The organism is Paraburkholderia hayleyella, from assembly GCF_009455685.1.
Classification (GTDB): domain Bacteria; phylum Pseudomonadota; class Gammaproteobacteria; order Burkholderiales; family Burkholderiaceae; genus Paraburkholderia; species Paraburkholderia hayleyella.
Genome location: NZ_QPES01000002.1, coordinates 346,580 through 364,687, shown reverse-complemented (window position 1 = coordinate 364,687; position 18,108 = coordinate 346,580). Strand labels below are relative to the sequence as shown.

At 57.6% G+C, this 18,108-nt stretch carries 14 protein-coding genes and 3 pseudogenes; 6 read left to right on the top strand and 11 right to left on the bottom strand.

Annotation, left to right across the window (positions count from 1 at the left end; all coding sequences use genetic code 11):
• Positions 1-35: 35 nt before the first annotated feature.
• The 3 genes from GH657_RS16005 to GH657_RS15995 all read left to right on the top strand — a co-directional run bounded on the left by GH657_RS16005 (position 36) and on the right by GH657_RS15995 (position 2,513).
• Positions 36-1,337, top strand: a complete 1,302-nt coding sequence (locus GH657_RS16005) for an NCS2 family permease (protein WP_153102027.1) — start codon at positions 36-38, stop codon at positions 1,335-1,337.
• Between the two features lie 100 nt (positions 1,338-1,437).
• Positions 1,438-1,971, top strand: coding sequence for a cytochrome b (locus tag GH657_RS16000; protein WP_153102026.1), 534 nt, complete (start codon positions 1,438-1,440; stop codon positions 1,969-1,971).
• A 251-nt stretch (positions 1,972-2,222) separates the two neighbouring features.
• The gene (locus tag GH657_RS15995) at positions 2,223-2,513 is read left to right on the top strand and encodes a DUF1488 family protein (RefSeq protein WP_153102025.1); all 291 of its coding nucleotides are present in this window, start codon (positions 2,223-2,225) and stop codon (positions 2,511-2,513) included.
• Between the two features lie 85 nt (positions 2,514-2,598).
• On the opposite strand, the gene GH657_RS15990 is transcribed toward GH657_RS15995, so the two are convergent.
• From GH657_RS15990 to GH657_RS15955, 8 genes and pseudogenes are all read right to left on the bottom strand, one after another.
• On the bottom strand, positions 2,599-3,864 hold the full coding sequence (locus GH657_RS15990; RefSeq protein WP_153102024.1) for an MFS transporter: 1,266 nt from the start codon (positions 3,862-3,864) through the stop codon (positions 2,599-2,601).
• 575 nt (positions 3,865-4,439) lie between these two features.
• Positions 4,440-4,691 (bottom strand): PAAR domain-containing protein, encoded by a 252-nt coding sequence (locus GH657_RS15985; RefSeq protein ID WP_153102023.1) that lies wholly within the window; start codon positions 4,689-4,691, stop codon positions 4,440-4,442.
• 10 nt (positions 4,692-4,701) lie between these two features.
• Positions 4,702-5,598 (bottom strand): annotated as a pseudogene (locus GH657_RS15980) (type VI immunity family protein); the annotation flags it as partial.
• A gap of 311 nt (positions 5,599-5,909) precedes the next feature.
• Positions 5,910-7,121 carry a VRR-NUC domain-containing protein gene (locus GH657_RS15975; RefSeq protein WP_174770003.1) on the bottom strand — a complete coding sequence of 404 codons (1,212 nt, stop codon included), beginning with the start codon at positions 7,119-7,121 and terminating at the stop codon, positions 5,910-5,912.
• Between the two features lie 26 nt (positions 7,122-7,147).
• A complete protein-coding gene (locus tag GH657_RS15970; protein WP_153102021.1) occupies positions 7,148-9,937 on the bottom strand; it encodes a type VI secretion system Vgr family protein in 2,790 nt (929 codons plus the stop codon).
• 47 nt (positions 9,938-9,984) lie between these two features.
• Positions 9,985-11,011 (bottom strand): annotated as a pseudogene (locus GH657_RS15965) (transposase family protein).
• A gap of 172 nt (positions 11,012-11,183) precedes the next feature.
• Entirely contained in the window at positions 11,184-11,378 is a 195-nt protein-coding gene (locus GH657_RS15960; protein ID WP_153102020.1) for a CsbD family protein, read from the bottom strand.
• Between the two features lie 164 nt (positions 11,379-11,542).
• Positions 11,543-12,010: a hypothetical protein gene (locus GH657_RS15955; RefSeq protein WP_153102019.1), complete on the bottom strand. Its 468-nt coding sequence runs from the start codon at positions 12,008-12,010 to the stop codon at positions 11,543-11,545.
• Between the two features lie 112 nt (positions 12,011-12,122).
• Here GH657_RS15955 and GH657_RS15950 point away from each other — a divergent pair, with 112 nt between their 5' ends.
• The 3 genes from GH657_RS15950 to GH657_RS15940 all read left to right on the top strand — a co-directional run bounded on the left by GH657_RS15950 (position 12,123) and on the right by GH657_RS15940 (position 14,492).
• Positions 12,123-12,404: a hypothetical protein gene (locus tag GH657_RS15950; RefSeq protein WP_153102018.1), complete on the top strand. Its 282-nt coding sequence runs from the start codon at positions 12,123-12,125 to the stop codon at positions 12,402-12,404.
• A 140-nt stretch (positions 12,405-12,544) separates the two neighbouring features.
• Entirely contained in the window at positions 12,545-12,829 is a 285-nt protein-coding gene (infA, locus tag GH657_RS15945) for a translation initiation factor IF-1 (RefSeq protein WP_153102017.1), read from the top strand.
• Positions 12,830-13,310: 481 nt separating this feature from the next.
• Positions 13,311-14,492 carry a cyanate transporter gene (locus GH657_RS15940; RefSeq protein ID WP_246174233.1) on the top strand — a complete coding sequence of 394 codons (1,182 nt, stop codon included), beginning with the start codon at positions 13,311-13,313 and terminating at the stop codon, positions 14,490-14,492.
• A gap of 111 nt (positions 14,493-14,603) precedes the next feature.
• Here GH657_RS15940 and GH657_RS15935 read toward each other — a convergent pair whose 3' ends face one another.
• The 3 genes and pseudogenes from GH657_RS15935 to GH657_RS15925 form a co-directional block, all read right to left on the bottom strand.
• Complete coding sequence (locus tag GH657_RS15935) at positions 14,604-15,584, bottom strand: GlxA family transcriptional regulator (protein ID WP_153102015.1); 981 nt, start codon at positions 15,582-15,584, stop codon at positions 14,604-14,606.
• 83 nt (positions 15,585-15,667) lie between these two features.
• Positions 15,668-16,573 (bottom strand): choline ABC transporter permease subunit, encoded by a 906-nt coding sequence (choW, locus tag GH657_RS15930; protein WP_153102014.1) that lies wholly within the window; start codon positions 16,571-16,573, stop codon positions 15,668-15,670.
• Positions 16,566-17,732, bottom strand: a pseudogene (locus tag GH657_RS15925) (quaternary amine ABC transporter ATP-binding protein); the annotation flags it as partial. The pseudogene GH657_RS15925 and the gene choW, both read right to left, overlap by 8 nt.
• Positions 17,733-18,108: the final 376 nt, after the last annotated feature.

The following is an 18,108-nucleotide window of genomic DNA, read 5'->3' as shown; positions in this document are numbered from 1 at the left end:
TTAATTCCCTCACCACGACGAGAGACTTGACGTTTATGGATTTCGTAAAGCGTTACTTCGGCTTTGACGAAGCAGGAACGAACCTGCGCACAGAAATACTCGCAGGGCTCACCACGTTTCTCACGATGGCTTACATCATCGTTGTCAATCCCGCGATCCTGGGCGATGCGGGCATGCCGAAAGATGCGGTATTCGTCGCTACCTGTCTCGTCGCGGCGATTGCCTCGCTGATCATGGGCCTGTATGCCAACTACCCGATCGCGCTAGCGCCGGGCATGGGCTTGAATGCTTACTTCGCCTATACCGTGGTCAAGGGCATGGGCTTCACCTGGCAAGCGGCGCTAGGTGCGGTTTTTATTTCGGGTTGCCTGTTTTTTGTCGTGACGCTTTTTCGCATCCGCGAGGTGATTGTCAACGGCATTCCGCCTTCGCTGCGCATTGCGATTACCGGCGGCATCGGGCTCTTTCTGGCGATTATTTCGCTGAAATCAGCGGGCGTGGTGGTGGGCAACCCAGCCACGCTGGTGACGCTCGGCAACCTGCATGAGCCTCATGTCGTGCTGGCCGTCATCGGCTTCTTCATCATCGTCACCCTTGATTTTCTACGCGTGCGCGGCGCGATTCTGCTCGGCATCCTGGCGGTGACCGTGCTCAGTTTTTTCTTCGGCGGCAACCAGTTTCATGGCATTGTCTCGGCGCCGCCCGCCATTGACGCCACGCTCTTCCAGCTTGATATTCGCGGTGCGCTGTCCGCTGGCGTGCTGAATGTAATTCTGGTATTTTTTTTGGTCGAGCTGTTCGACGCGACGGGCACCCTGATGGGCGTGGCCAATCGTGCCGGGCTGCTGGTCAAAGGCAAAATGCATCGTTTGAACCGGGCCTTGCTCGCGGATAGCACAGCGATCCTGGCAGGTTCAGTACTGGGCACCTCCTCCACGACAGCCTTTGTCGAAAGCGCTTCTGGCGTGCAGGCAGGCGGACGCACAGGGGTGACGGCCATCACGGTCGCGGTCCTGTTTTTAGCCGCACTCTTTTTTGCGCCGCTGGCAGGCGTGGTTCCAGCCTACGCGACCGCGCCTGCACTGCTTTACGTTTCGTGCCTGATGTTGCGCGAAATGGTCGAGCTGCCCTGGGAAGACGCCACGGAGGTCGTGCCTGCAATGCTGACGGCGGTGTTAATGCCTTTTACTTATTCGATTGCCAATGGCGTGGCTTTTGGTTTTATTTCGTATGCCGGGCTCAAGCTGCTGACAGGGCAAGCCCGCAAAGTCAAACTGGTGGTCTGGGTAATTGCCGCCGTGTTTTTATTCCGCTTCTTTTACCTCGGTGCCGAATAAAACAAAACGCCACACGGGTCATGGCAAATGGCAAATGGCAAACACCTCGCATTAAATACCCGCAACACACTCACGATAAACACAACAACAGGATTTCCCCATGTCGGTCCATTCCTCCTCTTCCGAACGTTATTCCAAGCCTGCTATCTTCTTTCACTGGCTAATCGTCGTACTGGTGGCACTGGCTTATCTGGCCATCGAAATACGCGGCCCCAAAGGTAGCGACAGCCGTGCTTTCTGGAGTGACATCCATTTCTGGGCCGGCACGCTGGTTCTGGGGCTGGCGCTCTGCCGTCTCCTGTGGCGTTTATGGCAGGCTCCCCCTGCCGAAATCGAAAGCAATCCCTTGCTCGCGTTTCTTGCCCGGCTAGCCCATCTTGCCCTTTATGTATTTATTTTCGTTCAGCCCTTACTGGGTATGTTGATGTCGAATGCCGCCGGATATCCGGTGGACCTCGCATGGCTCAATATCGAGTTCAGCCTGATTGGTCCAGATGCCATCGCCGCTCCCATGCTTAAAAGCGCCCATGTCTGGCTCGGCAACGCGTTCTACTGGATCATCGGGCTGCATGCGCTAGCGGCACTCGTGCACCACTTCGTGCTCAAGGATCGCACGCTCAAACGCATGCTTTGAAGGGGCCGGGCCAGCCGCCGCCGGTTGCCCTGCGTCATGCGACAAAGGAAAGCTTGCGGCTGGCGTAAAGTCGTCTAGAGTGGATAAAATCAGCCGCGTCGTTGATGGGTCTGGTTCATGCATGCGGCGGATATCTTTCGTTCCGGCTTCGGGTTTGACCCGAGTTTGTTCTGGGCAACCGGGGCAAAAAACAGGTTGGCGCGCTCCCGTTACTCGTTGCCTTGCCCGCAGCCCAACCCAGGAAAAACGCCATGCAAATCATTTTCCCCAACGAATCGCCTGAATATTCAGGACGAGAGCTGACGCTGGCGTTTGCGGCCATGGTGAACGGTGAGCGGGTCAAGTGTGCGATTACGGCTGAAGCACTGGAGGACCATTTTGGTGCAGCATCGCCCCGCGCCGAAGATATGCTGGGAGCATTCGATCAGCACCGTCCCCGTATTGAAGCCGCTGCACGGCGTTTGTTATCCGAGACGCGGGCGCAATGCCTGACGTTGCGCAGTGGATATGTCCGCTTTTACAAAGCAAACTTGCGCAACTGACTGACGCGCATCACACGCCAGATTTTAAAAAGCAGCTTGAATTCAGCTGCTTTTTTTATGAAAAGTGCACGCAGCACACGCATGGCTAAGCCTTCTGCAGCTCAGCAGCATCCGCTCTTTGTTTCTCCAGCGGCGGCACGCGGGCCAGTTCCGGAAAAATTCGCATCCACAACAAGGCCACGGCGATTGTCGCCACGCCACCTGCGAGCACGGCAGTCCGTGCGCCCCACCATCCCGCGGTAAGCCCCGATTCGAATTCTCCCAACTGGTTCGAGGTACCGACAAAGAGCGAATTAATGGCGCTGACACGGCCCAGCATCTCGTCGGGGGTGCGTAATTGCACCAGAGTCATCCGGACAACAACACTGATCACATCCGCCGCGCCCAGCAGGGTGAGCGCGCCCAGTGACAGCACAAAACGATGGGAGAGGGCAAACACGATAGTCGCCGCGCCGAACGCGATGACACCCGCAAACATTGCCGCGCCGGCCCGCTTGCGTAACGGAAACCAGCTCATCCAAAGCGAGCCCAGCAGCGCACCGACGGCGGGTGCGGATCGTAGCACCCCAAGCCCAAGCGGACCGGTGCGCAATACGTCGCTGGCAAAAATGGGCAACAGCGCAGTGGCGCCGCCAAATAGCACGGCGAGCAAATCGAGGGACAGCGCCCCGAGCATGTCGGGTTCGCTCCAGATAAACGCGACACCGGAAAATACTGCGGCGAGCGTGACAGGCAAAGGTTTTACCGGCACAGATCGCACCCGGAGTGACTGAATCAGCACGGCTGCGCAAACGAAGGCCAATACGCTGATGAAATACACCAGGCTAGCTCCTCTCGCATACAGCAAACCGCCGAGCGCAGGCCCGAGAATCTGCGATGCCTGTTTGGCCGAACTTGCCAGGGTGGTGGCGCGAGCCAGTTTTTCACGCCGCACCACACTTGGCAGCAAGGCGGTCAGACAAGGCGCTTCGAATGCACGTGTGGCCCCGAGCAGCACGGCCAGGACGAAGATCATGGGAACGGTAAGCCAACCGCCCAGCGAACTCAGCAGAAAAACCAGTGCGAGCGCCGCTTCGAGCAGCAGACAGGCCAGAGCAATACGTTTGCGGTTATAACGGTCGGCGACATGACCCACGACCAGGGTCAGCAAAAACATCGGCAGAAACTGCGACAACCCCATGAGACCCAGCACGAAGACATCATGCGTCAGCGCATAAACTTGCCAGCCCATGGCAACGGTCAACATCTGGAAGGCGATCGACGCCAGCGCTCGCGCGCACCAAAAGCGCTGAAAGGTCCCTGCACGCAGGCGAAATCGTCTCGCCGAGGGAGAAGACACGGCGCGCGTCAAGCGCTAGTCCTCAAAAGACGAACGGAGCCCGGCAAAAAACTTTCGCAAATGACGGTCATGGTAGTCATGGACATTGAGGACCTGATGAATTACAACCTGAGGGGCCAAGTCTTATGTCGGTGCTTAAATGAATTGACTGGCATATGGGTCTTTCACTGCTCCTTAAGTGACATTTGCGTTCAATACGTCCGCATAATTCATAGAGCATACATTCAAATTTGGGCGACATTGAGGCCCGTCGGGCGTCAGCGCGTTGTTAGTGGCCTCTTGAAAATATAAAAAGCCCTGGCCTGTGAACTGCCCCAGGGTTTCCCGCCAGGCAAAAAGACCGGCCCATTCGCAGGCGCATTCCAGCAAGTCCAGCGTGACGGCATCCAGATGAAACGAGCGCCTGTTTCCGGATGGATGCAGTGTGATCGGTCGGGCCTCTGCCACCGGCCTTTGCCATGTGCAGGAATCTACCGCGAATCTGAGCACCTCCCGGTCCAGCCCCGTCGTCGCAATCTCGAACGCCTGGCGAAACTCCGATGTCTCAAGCGGTTCGTTGGCGCTTTCGATCCTGTGAAAGCGTCACTTCATTCTTCAACGCTCGATATGAGGCGACAGCCGCACGTGCCGCGATGACCATGACGGGCGAGCGGACGGCCCTCATCATCCGTCTCGTCGTCACCCTCGATGATGATGTTCGGCTGCACCCCGGGATGCAGCGGGCATTCGATCAGGTCACCCTTGCGGGCGAGCGAAATGCCGTCATAGTCCGCTGTTTCGGATGCGCTAACCACCTTGCCGCCGTGGTCGGTCGTGTCGCCGAGCCGGATGAAATCCATATGATTTTCCTCAACGGGTTTTCGCGGGGACGATCACAGGCGTGCGGGGAAGCGGGGGCGCATCCCGGTAATCAAAACGACCTTCCCATCGCCGCGCGCCGTCACTGTCGGCATGAGGCGCACCTGGAACGTGGGTCTGCAATCCCTGGGGATCGGGATTGCGCAGCACGCGAAGCATACTGTTGACGACGAGGTAAGGCGCGGACCACCCCTCTTCCGGCGTACCAAGCCAAGGGAAATCGCCCGCCCGAATGAGCAGGCACTGCCCGATCCGCTCGATGTTGATATCCGGGCGCGCAAGTTCGGCACGCACCTTTGCCTCGCCGCCGAGGCGCTCTACGAACAGGTCGCCAATCAGCGTGTACCAGTTCACGCCCTTGATAAAGCCATAGCGTTTCACTTTCGCACCCGGACGAAGATCGCCGTAGACAGCCGTTTTCCGTCCTTCCGAATCTTCCTCATACGACATCGTTTTATATTCTTCACCCTGCACGAAAGCGTAGCTGTCAATTTCAAACCCCCTGAACCGCTGCGCCATGATCCATTCCTGCGACAGGTAAGGATGGAAGTTGTACGGCAGGATGGGCGACAGACCGCCATAGCCGCCACACACCGGAAGCTGGCTGCAGACGAAGCGCAGGAAGGCTTCGTACTGTTGGACGCCTTCCTGCGTGCCAACAAAATCCATCGGCATCCAGAATTTCAGGTAAGACACGCCATGATCCGTTCCCTGCTTGCCTACGAGGCTGGTGCCCGGCAATCGGTAGTCTTGCGCCAATGCCCTACTGGTGAGCGTCTTGATCTGGTAAGCGGCGGCTGCATCCGGATCGGCCTCACTGGACCGCACCGCCTCCACAGCTTCGTATGGCGGCGTCTCGACAATGGCGCGGCGGATCGCCTCGACCCCGGACGCATCCTGCGACCAAAGTTACCCGTTCCCTCCGGCCCCCTGCCGCCCTTGAGGTATTCGCCAAAGAGTTCCGCGAAGCGGTCAAAGCAGGCGAGGATGCCCTGGCGGACTTCCAGCGTCGAACCGCCCCGGAAAAACACCGTGCCGATCACGCCAGGCAGCACCACGAGCCGCCCCTGTTTGTCATGCAAACACAGTTCTTCACGGTAGCGCTTCAGGGCTTCTTCCGGTGTTAGCACCGGTTTTGATGGCGCATTGGAACTCATCATTCAATCCGAGTGAAAGTCGTTAAATCCAGGAACCACGGGCTAGGCGAGTGCGGCAATCAGTACGGTCCCGCCTGCCGTTGTCGCAATTGCCACCAGCGCCGCCAGAATAGCGATCAGCGTCTGGGCCAGCACAACGACAACCACCACCCCAGCAATCAGCAGCACAACGGTCGCTACGCCCTTGACGGCAGTAATCAGGACATGTCCCCAGTCGATCTGTTTGAGCTGCGCTGCCGTGAGATCAGTCTGCCTGCGGATCTGCTGCCAGCCCTGCACGAGTTCCATCGTCGTGTAACGCCAGAGCGTGTGGCTCTTCTCATCAACGTAATGCCACGTCTGACCCGACATGTCCGCAACCCATCGACCCTTCTCAAACAACCAGCCCGCGCTCTCGTGCAGCCACGCCTGGGTTTCATCGGAGAGCTGGCGTACCCCCTGCCTGGTGGTATCCCACAGTGCAGCGACCTGGTTTCCAGCCGAATCAACCCCAGCTTCCAGTGCGCTCCAGGCTTCGAACCATGCCGGCTGCTGAACCGGCTTTCTTGAGCGGATACGCGCCCGCACACGGGTTCTGCCCGCGAGCCAGCCGAGAAACGCTGCGGTAACAGCCGCTTTGACCAGTTCCTTCGAACGCTGATCGCCTCCTTCTACGTTCAGCACGGTCATGTGACTATTGCCGCCCGCAACCGTAAGGTAATCCCTTTCCTGGTTCTCCCCCCAGTCATCGCGCGGAAACTTGACCTCGACCAGCCGCTGCAGGTTCGGCGTCTGCTTTCGTCCATCATGATCGACGCTCCCACGCCCCGGCCAACGGTTGCCCTCATCCGTGACAATGATGACATCGGGGCGGCGCACATAACCCTTGATCGTTCCCTTTGCCGCACCTTTCAGGGGAAACGGGTTCAGGGTATGACGTCGCCCCACCTCATCGGTGCCATTCGATGTGCTCAGAAACGGCATGGGCGGTTCATCTGCGAAAATGAACGGTCGCATGTCGAACGATACTTCCGCCTTGTAGCGAAAATAGTAATCCCTGTCTTTTTCATCCCACCGGATTGCGGCGCTCATCGCTATTTGCTTGAGCAGGCTGACACCCACCAGCCCATCGCTTTTCCGCACCCGCAAGCCGATATCAGGCCACCACAGCGCCGAGCGGATTTTTTCTTCCAGATAGCCCATACCTCCATCGGGCAACCGGACATACTTTTGAGTATCTTCCTTGATCGTTACAGTCGAATCATAGGGAGTCATTGGTGTTGCCATGTTCAGCCATCCTCTCAACTATCCACGTAATCTGAAAAGATATCGTTGCCCCCGCCAACCAGATGCCATGCCTCGGTTTGCGGCGTCTTACCCGGACCAGCTACCTGCAACTGGACGGGCTGCGAGGCAGACGTAAATACCGGCACTGTTTCACCCAGATCCGTCGTGACCCCGCTCAACGTGCGCCCGTCCGGCAACTTGAGCTGATAGGGATGCCGGGCCATCGGCAACCCGCTCTTTGCGTTAGCCAGTACGTATTGCGCCTGGTAATCGGGCTTGAACGATTTCAATGGCCGTAGCGTTGAATCGGGAGCTGTCTTGCTCCACTTCACGCATTTTTCAAATATCTTGCCGGTCGTCGCATTGGTAATGCCGCTACCGTTGATACAGATGAATGAACCACCCGCACCGATCCACACCTCCTGTTTAGCCTCGATGATGATCCTCCCATCCGTGCTGCTGACCGTCACGTCCTTCAGCGCCGCCAAGTCCATCGCATCACCCTGCGCCTGGACCTCGACCTTTCCCTTCGCCGCGAACAGCCTGATTCCGGCTTGCGCTGCAAAGAAAGAGAGTCCCCCCCGCACCGAAGCGTAAAGTGACTTGAGCGCCGCTATCGCGACATTGCCGCCCGCGGTCAGCGCCGTGTGGTTACGGCTCGCAATGTGTGTACTGTCCTGCGCGCTCAGGTGGGTACTGGCCGCGCTCGATATCGCTATATCGGGGTTCTGGAATTCGGGGAAGTCGCCACCCTCGCCGCGTAGCGCAGTGTTGGCATTTTTAATCGCGTCTGTCACGTCGCCCTGGTTGCCCGTCACGTCCTGCGCGCAATGCTGCTGCGCCAGTTTTGCCAGTTGCTCGTGAATGCCATGCGCCTCGTTGAGCTGCGTATGCGTTTCAGACATGTCCGTGACCTTGCCCTCTGCATTGGCGCGGCCATGTGTAGTCGCCAGCATGCCCTGCATCGCGCGAAGCGCGCCTCGCAGGTCGGTGCGCACCTCGAAGCCTTCCCCTCTGGCGTCTTGCCTTCCCTTGTTGCCGTCAATACGCGTGTTGTAACCTAGGCTCACGCTCGACTTGCCATGATCACTGGCAAGCTGCGCCTGCTGCTGGCCATGCGTGTCGTCCAGCGCCAGATGATTCGAGGACGAGCCGCCTTCCATGCAACTCCGTATCCCCGACAGCCACTGGTTACGCGGCAGTTCCCACGCGGGCAGGTTGTTCGCATTCACGACACAACCGTAAAGGAACGGCATGTCGGGATCGTTGTTGACATGCCCCACCAGGATTTCACTTCCGATGCGCGGAACCCACGCTGTTCCCGTCTGGCCGCCCTGCCACTGCTGTACCGGCTGAATCCAGATAAACGACCGGTGATCGAACGTGCCTTCCCTGTCGGGCACGAGCTGGCACTTGATACGGCCATAGGCGTCACACCAGATTTCCTGGCCTTCGGGACCGGTTACGATGGCACGCATGACCCCGGCCACAGGCCGTGGCGTATCAAACGGCATGCGGAAATATTCGCGTACCGGCTGGATTTCGAAATCCGTCTCGCACCGGAATACCTGTCCCGTGCCGCTGGCCTGATCGGTTTCCGTGATTTTCAGCCGTGTAAACACGACCAGATATTCAACGTTCGCCTTGACAAGGGGATAGTCGGTCAGGTGAAACGTGAAGCCCGCCTTCAGACCGCGCATGTCGCCATGGCCTCTCGCACGCAGGCCGACGCAGCGCAACGACTGCATCCGCACTAGCGCCGCGAACCGCGCCTGCGCATCGGCATCGAGCGGACGGGCGTTCAGCCCCCCCGCACCCTGGCTCGGCTCGCTCACGTTCCCGTAGGCGTAGTATTCCTGGTCCGCGCCCGCTGTATCACGAGGCTGCCTGTCCTCCACGCGCACCGGTATGGCACGTGCGCCGAGACGTGGCCGCGTGTACTCATGCGCCACAACGGTGGATTTGCCTTCAGTCTGCTGGCTCGCCAGTTCAAGCCGGTCGATGTGTTCTTCGTCAATGCGGTCACCGTTCGAAAAGCGCAACGGCTCGTACGCTTCACCGTGCCGGTGAAATGCGCCCAGCGTGTCTGCGATGACAATACTATGAGCGCCGTTCCTATATTCGAACCAGTAGAACAATCCGTTCGATTCACACAAACGCTGGAAAAAAATGAAGTCCGATTCGAAAAACTGGACCGTCAGGTCGCGCCGTGGGTAGTGGTCAATGACCAGCGGCCCTGCAATACGCCACTCAACCGAAACCCGATAGCCCGCCAGTACTGCTTCAATAACCTCGACCACCGTACTGTTCTGGAAGTTACGATAGTTGCAGCCCTTCGTGGCCTGCGCCAGCACAGGCTCGACAATGAACCTGTAGACCTTCGAGCGGTCATCCTGCCGCACGAAATCTGCCTTGGTCACGATCCCGGTTATCTCACGCACATGGAAACCGCGATTACCCAATCCGGTATCGCCAGGCATGCCTGGAATGAATTCCCCCCTGCCGGGGATGTCGATCTCCATCGTGACCTGCGTTCCGACGATGCTGTCAAGGTTCAGCGTGGTGCGCCCGGGATCCGTCACGGCAATATCCGTCCGGCAAAGCACCGCATAACGGGACAGCCTGCCGATACCTTCCTCGCCTTCCAGATCAATGACATGAAGCAGGGGCTTCGAACCCTCATCCTCGGGCAGTAGACAGTTTTCTGGCGGTGTCCAGCGCGGAAGTGCATCGCCGTTTATTTCGACAGTGCGCTCGGGCTTCCGGTAGACCCTCACCGTGCAGTTATCAAGATAATTTTTCATAGCCTCTCCGGCTCATCCCAGCGACACAGCGACACAGCGACACAGCGTTATGAACTGCCCCTGCAAAGTTGGACAGTTAAAAACCAGGCGGCTCTCGAGGTCTGAGTCCTGTATTGCGCAGGGCCCAGACCTTTCAATTTCAGCTTGATGCGTTCATGGTTGTATCGTAGAGGGTCGCCCTGATCCGGATGCAGCAAGAGCAAGAGGCGTCCCTTGCGCCCGAGCACTGCACAGCTTTTTCAACATGCGGCCAACCCGTTCAAAGCTGGGGCGCCGGTCCATCTGGCAAGCGACGATTTCACCGTTATACAAGTCCTGTACGAGCGACAGATACAGCCTTTGCTTGCCCACGTTGAGTTCAGTAACATCCTAACGTCCGTTACCCACTTCGGGTTGGAGCATGGCGCCTCAAATTGACGCACCAGAAAATTCGGCGCGGCTTGACCCGTTTCACCGCGCCAGGAGCGATATTTTCTGGGGCGCACCCGGAATTTCAGAAGGATAGCGAACATATAGTTGATGCCGCAGTTCACGCACTATTCGCGCTTTTTCTTCTGCGTGGCCTGCTTCCAGGCTTGCAACAAGTGCATCGAATTTTTTTAGGTACGCCACCTCCCGCGCGCAAATATTCGTTTTCCTTGAACAAGTCTGCGCGCGCGTGCTCGTCGACACCTTGCTTTTTTCGGTTGGCTTGGCGGGCGGGGGCGTCGTCATCTTCTTCGGAGGACGTCCTCGGGGGCGAGGCGTTAAAGCATCTATACCACCCTCATGATATAGACGCGCCCACTCCGCCACGATCCCCTATGCCCAAATATCGAACAAGGTCAAAGCCTCACAGAACGCCAAATTGGCCTGCCGGATATGCTGCAGAACCTTAAGCTTGAACTCTGCATCGTAGTTGCCGGCATGCTTACGGCTCAAACCCGCCCGCCCGTGCTGGTGGTAACTTGCTACCCAGCCACGCAACACCGGTTTATCGAGATTGAATTAGCTCGATACCATTTCGAAACCTTTCTCTGCGTTCAGGTATTCATCAACAACCTGACGCTTGTATTCCTCTTTGTACTTCACCATGAAAAACACCCCAAACGCTGGATCGATGTCCAACGTTTGGGGTGCAGTCAAATGGCCAAGGCTTCATCCATGCCTTGCAACGCTATTACATAACGGATAATTTTCTGCGAACCAGACAATATGCGTTGCTTGCCACAGCATATGTTTCTGGATAATTACCGTATTTTTATGATTAACCTTTGCGGATCTTATCGGCGGCATGATTCACCGTGTTTTGTACCTTGCCCACGCCTTCCTGAACTTTGCCACTGACTTTTTCAGCGGCTCCTTCGGCTTCAAGTTTGCTATTTCCGGTAACTTTTCCCACAACTTCCTTCACCGAACCCTTAACCTGCTTCAAGGCGCCATCAACCTGATTCTTGTTCATTGTCGACTCCATAAGTAAGAGATCAAACGTGATTAATCCAAGGATATAACGGGCACTGAACGTAAAAATATACGCGCAATGACGCGATATCTCAATATTATATTTTCCGCGAAATAGTTAATTTCTCATGACTCAACATAAAACAGCTGCGGCTATCAGGCAGATCAGGCAGGGAGCCAGTGCCACGTCATGCGGAATATCCGTGCAGCAAAACAAATAATCAGACAATAAACGTTGCATCGCGGAATAAACGCAAGAGAAGGAATCCGGGACCTCCGGCGCACCCTGCTCCGGTACTGGAGCCAGCAAGTTTCCACTATCCAGATAGCCGGATTTCGTGCATGATGGCGGGATTTTCCGCATTCTGAATTTTCAGCATCGACAATATCAATGGCATTTTGGGGCATTTTTGTATCACCCTGACCGTTTTTCGCCGGTGTCCCGTCATCATGCAATGCGCCCATGCATTGGCTGCCGCGAGTCGTGCCACTGTGCCGCTGCCCTACAACCGATTCCCATGGAATCCATGCCCCAAGCGGCATCAGCGTGGTTCTTTTCTCCGCCAGATCCGCGATTGATTGTGTGCGGCAGCGCTCGAGCTCCCGGTCAAAAGCAACCGCCGCAACGGCCATCTTTTTCCAGGCGACTGTCCCAAAGCGGGTACAGTCAGGTGCTTGCGCTGGCTCATATGCATGACACATCGCCGCGTCTGCCACGTATTACAGGAACAGGACACAAGTTTGTATGACCCAGACTGTCAGAATTTATAAAGGTTTTGAAATTTATCCACTGGTTTACCCGTATCGCCCGACGGATGCTTCCGCGGGACGTAATCCGGGAGCGGGCTACAACGCCTCGGTGCGCATCAGCCGCACGGGCACGGACCCTGCAACTGATGGCCGGGTATTTCGCCTTCCTGGCGTGAAACCCTTTGAGCAAACAGGTGAAGCGCGCCTCGCCTGCATTGCCTATGCAGAACAGGTGATCGACAATCAGAAAAGTGGCCAGACGGTCGCTGATCTCTGAGTGATCACCCGTGCCTGTCGTTGTACTGTGTACTGGTGTATTAACCCGATGAAACCCGGTGCAGGTTAAAACACTGCATCATTAAACCCTTGCTTTGCCGAGCGGGCAAAGCCGATTTATCCCTCGACCAGGAGCTATGCATGGCGAAAGAAGAACTGCTGGAACTTGACGGTATTGTTGACGAAGTCCTTCCGGATAGCCGTTACCGCGTAACGCTGGATAACGGTGTCGTTGTAGGTGCTTATGCGTCCGGACGCATGCGCAAGAACCACATTCGTATTCTCGCGGGTGACCGCGTCACGCTTGAACTGTCAGTCTATGACCTGACAAAAGGCCGCATTAATTTTCGTCACAAGGACGAACGCGCATCTGGCGGCGGTGGCGGAGCAGGCGGCAACCGCAATTCGCAATTCCGTCGGCGCTAATAGCGCGTTCACCAGCAAGACAGCAGACAGCCGACCGGCTTTCGCGCTGTTTTCAACATGGCGCGCAGCGGCTTTGCTCCGCTTTGGCCCGGGTTGCGCACTTGCGATCAGCAACCAGGTTCACACCTGTCTGAGCGGGTGCGCGATGCGCTATGTCCGGTACAGTCTTCTATATGGCGACATATACGGCGTCAGCGAATACCCGGCATAGAAGATCAGCACTGTGTTTAACGCTACCATGGCCGGCCCAGCCGTCGCAGGTAGCAGCGCACCCTTCTTTCTGTTGCATGCCCGCGCAGCGTTTAAACGAAGGCTATTCGTGCATCCCGTGCATCCCGTGCATCCCGTGCATCCGCGCTCTCACGTTTCCTGCCACGCGCCTCCCCGCGTCCCCGCTCCCTCCCCGCTAACCACTGCGCCGCTTTCTTCCGCTGCCGCCCCACCCTCTGCCACTGTTTCGGCGCTAACGTGGCGCGATGGTATATGGCTAGCCGCCATCATCGTCATCGGGCTCAATTTGCGCCCATTGCTAACCTCAATCAGTCCCTTGCTCGACGAGATTCGTCACACGACCGGCCTGAGTTTCTCCGGGGCAGCGCTGCTGACCAGTTTGCCCGTTATCGCAATGGGGCTCGGCGCTTTTGGAGCCCATGCTCTCGTGCGTCTTGTCGGAGAAATACGGGGAGTGTCGCTCGGGCTGCTCGCTATTGCGCTCGCTTGCGCTGCTCGCTGGGAAACCACAAGCGGAGGCGCGCTACTAGCTAGCGCAGCACTGGCAGGCATCGGGGTCGCGGCCATTCAGGCGCTTTTGCCAGGCTTGATGAAACGCCGTTTTCAGTCACGTATTGCCCTCGCAATGGGCGTGTTTTCGGCGTCGATCATGGCGGGTGGGGGGCTCGGCGCTAGCCTCAGCCCATGGGTCGCGCATCTCGCCGGGTCGTGGCATGCCGGGCTCGCCTTATGGGCGCTGCCTGCGCTGTTGGGTTTTGCCGTGTGGCGGGTACTCAATCGCGTTCTGGCACTCCCGGCAGCAATAGTTCATGCCTCGTCACATGCAGCGGCACGCTTGCCTTCGATGTGGCGCAAACGTCGCGCCTGGGCGCTAGGTCTGCATTTCGGCATAGTCAATGGAGGCTATACCTGCCTGGTGGCCTGGCTGCCGTTGTATTACCAGCAACAGGGCATGAGTGTGGCCGCGAGCGGCTCATTGCTGGCCCTGATGACACTGTTCCAGGCCGCTGCCGCCCTGCTGCTGCCTCTGCTCGCGCAGTGGTCACAAAACCAGGACCGGCGTCCGTGGTTGCTCCTCGGCCTGCTAGCGCAATTGGCCGGTATCGCGGGCCTGATGGAATGGCCCCTCGCCGCGCCTTTGCTTTGGGTCGCACTAGCGGGCGTGGGCCTGGGCGGTACCTTTTCGCTGACCCTGGTAACCGCACTCGATCATTCAGATAACCACCTGATTGCAGCGCGGCTGGTTGCATTCATGCAAGGCGTGGGCTTCATCATCGCAGCGCTTGCGCCGGCTATCGCAGGCTTCGTGCGCGATACGACGGGAACCTTTGGCGCGGCATGGGCCATGTTAGTAGCGGGCCTGCTGGCCATGATCGCGCTGACGTCCGTATTTTCGCCGCGCAGTTATGCGCGTGTCTGGATGCGTAGCTGAGTGAGCATCGATATTCCAGATGGGATGGCCGCCACGGCCTTCTTCATCGCCTTCTTCACCTTCTTCATTCATCACGAATCACGAATGGCATTCGTGCCTGGATCGATCATCTTAATGACGTCGTTCGGTACTAGGCGCATGGCCAAACTGCGTACGGTATGCCTTGCTGAAATGGCAGGCTGAATGAAACCCGCACGCCGTCGTGACATACGCGATGGAGGCATTCGTGCTACGCAGCAAATCACGAGCGCGCCGCAACCTGAGCGCCAGGTAATAGTGTGTAGGCGACATGCCCAGATACACCTTGAACATGCGCTGCAAATGTCGCTGTGATAATTGCACGAGGCGTGCCAGCTCTTCGAGCGAAAGCGGCTCATCAATATTGGCCTCCATGAGCCGGACCGCTTCGATCAGTTCAGCCCGCGAAAAACCCACACGGGCATCCACGGGAATAGGCTGCGAATCATTCCCGTGGCGAATCCGCTCAACAATAAACTGTTCTGAAATTTGCGCGGCAATGCGCTTGCCAAGACGGTGAGCGACGAGACTCAGCATGAGGTCAAGGGGCGCCATGCCCCCTGTACAAGTCAGCCGGTCGCGGTCGATCACGAATAACTCGTCAGCAAAATGCACGGCGGGAAACTCACGATGCAACGCCGAGAGATTTTCCCAATGAACAGTGCAGCGATAACCATCCATCAAACCCGCCGAGATCAGCGCATACGCCCCCGTGCAAAGACCGCCCAAATACATGCCCCGTCCGGCGGCGCGCTTAAGCTGCTGCGTCAGATATGCATCCACACCCTGACGAATCCGCATGCCACCACATACGATCAGCACATCGGGCCGGTCTTGCGCCTCGTCAAACTCATCGAGCCTGCGCGCCGGTTTGAGCGTAATGCCATTGCTCGCACTGACAGGCACGCCATCGGTTGTGAAAACCGACCACCGGTAATGCGCCGCGCGTCCGACGTAATTGGCCATGCGCAGCACTTCGATCGCGCTACTAAACGCGATCATCGAAAACTCCGGCAGCGTGATAAAGCCGAAATGGGCCAGGTCAGGCAATGACGCAGTAGCAGCAGGCGGCATGTTGGGTTTCCTAAAACAGACACCGATAGCGCCTGGATCTGTGCACCAGGCTCAGGCCATCACGTCACACAAGCAAAAGACCGCTATGAACTTTGTGGCGCAGCCACCGGACGGCGCAGCCTCAGCGCATTGCGCAACCCGGCAAAGCGCGGTGCCGTGACGGCGCCGGGCGAGCGGCCAAAGCTCTCCGTGATGCGATCGAGCATGATCGCCAGCAACACCACCGATAGCCCGCTTTCGAAACCCAAGCCGATATCAAGCCGCTGGATGCTGGCCAGCACGTCGTTACCCAGGCCACCCGCGCCTACCATCGACGCGATGATCACCATCGACAGCGCCATCATGATGGTCTGGTTCACGCCTTGCATGATCGACGGCAAGGCATTGGGAAACTGCACCTTGTAAAGCAGTTGCCACGGCGTACAGCCGAATGCCTGTCCGGCTTCGACAATTTCGCGGTTGACGTGGCGGATGCCGAGGCTCGTCAGGCGCACCGCGGGCGGCATGGCAAAGATGACCGTGGAGAGAATGCCCGGCACGCGCCCCAGACCAAACAGCATGGCAGCCGGAATGAGATAAACGAAAGCGGGCATGGTTTGCATCAGGTCGAGCACCGGACGCACGATCAGGGCCACATGTTTGTTCTGCGCGGCCCAGATACCCAGTGGAATACCCAGCATCAGGCTGATCAGCGTGGCGGATAGCGTTAGCCCCAGCGTGACAATCATCTGCTCCCAAAAGCCCGTGGCGTAAATCAGTAAAAGAGCGAGCAGCGCGAACAACGCGAAACGCCAGCCCACGCGCCATAAACCCACACCAGCGAAAAACGCGATCATCAGCCACATCGGCACGGCCTGCAGGCCGTGTTCGATCAGGGCCGCGAAGCTTTCGATGGTTTTGCCGATGGTGTCGAAGGTGCTGGCGTCATGCTCCAGCAAGTAGTGAACCCACTGATCAACCCAGCGTCCCAGCGGAATGATTTCAGACATGAGCACCTCGATGACGCGACAGGACTTTGAGAAGCCGTGCCTGGTCAACCGAACCACAATAACGGTTCTCGGCATCGACCACCGGTAACGGCTCGTGGTGGGCGCACACGCGCGCCACCACGTGGTCCAGTGAGGCATCGCGCGCGATGCTTTCGACCTGTTGCAGCGCGGAGGGCGCGCCAGACGCGCCGCGTGCCACAAAGCCGTGAATGCGGCGCTCGCTATCCAGCACAAACGTATACTGCGCGCGGCCGTTCAGCGCCGCCGCGATCCCCTGGGCATCCAGATGATGCACGAGAGGTACCGCATGGGTTTGCATCAGATCACCCGCATTCATGTAACGGCTGGTGTCGACCCCTTCGAAAAAAGCGCGGACATAGCTGTCCGCCGGGTTGCTGATGATGTCTTGCGGCGTGCCGATCTGCACCACCCGCCCGCCTTCCATGACCGCGATCCGGTTGCCAATACGCAGCGCTTCTTCGAGATCGTGCGAGACAAACAGAATGGTGCGGCGCTGGCTTTTTTGCAGCTCAAGCAGCACGTTTTGCATTTCTTTGCGCTTGAGCGGATCAAGTGCGGAAAAAGCTTCGTCCATGATCATCAGCGATGGATTGACCGCGAGCGCCCGTGCCAGCCCCACGCGCTGCTGCATTCCCCCCGAAAGCTCGGCAGGCAGCTTGTGGGCAAAAGGCGCCAGACCGACTTGCTCCAGCACCTCGAACGCGCGTTTTTCGCGCACCGGACGCTTGACGCCCGCCACCTCAAGGCCAAAGGCCGCATTGGACAGCACCGTGCGTTGCGGCATGAGCGCAAACGACTGAAACACCATGCTCATATCAGTGCGGCGCAGCGCCACGAGTTCGGTCCGCGACAGCGCGGCGATATCGCGGCCATCGACACAGATCGAGCCCCGGGTCGGCTCAACCAGACGATTGATGAGCCGGATCAAGGTGGATTTACCTGATCCCGATAAACCCATCAGCACAAAAATCTCGCCTTCCTGGACTTCGAACGACACATTGTGGACACCCGCGACATTGCCTGTCTGGGCGAAAACGTCATCTTTTGAAGCGCCGCCAGCCAGCATGGCTAACGCCCGTTGCGGATTAGGACCAAATATTTTGGATAGCCCTGCGACTACGATCTTGGGGGAATTCATTAATGTCGTCTCCTTGTGGAGCAAGTGCCGGCTCGCACCGTGGCATACATGGTTGCGATAAAAAACGCGTGCCAAGCGACTAATTACGACAAACGATTGATGAAATACGACATGAAATTTTGCCGAATTGTAATTAAGGGATCAGCGACTTTTAATGAGATAAGTGGCTTGCATGATCCTTCGCATTTGATTTCTAGCGTTAGGCCATCCGGTTATTTTTTGTCGTGGACAAAAAACACCCGATCGCTCGCCACGATACGAGGCTGAAATATTCATTAGATAAAGACGGGCATTAAGATAAAAATTGCCTACAACCAGGACCCGATTTCGTGTAAGGCCGATGGTTTAATGAGTCATAACGCGACTCGGCTATCAC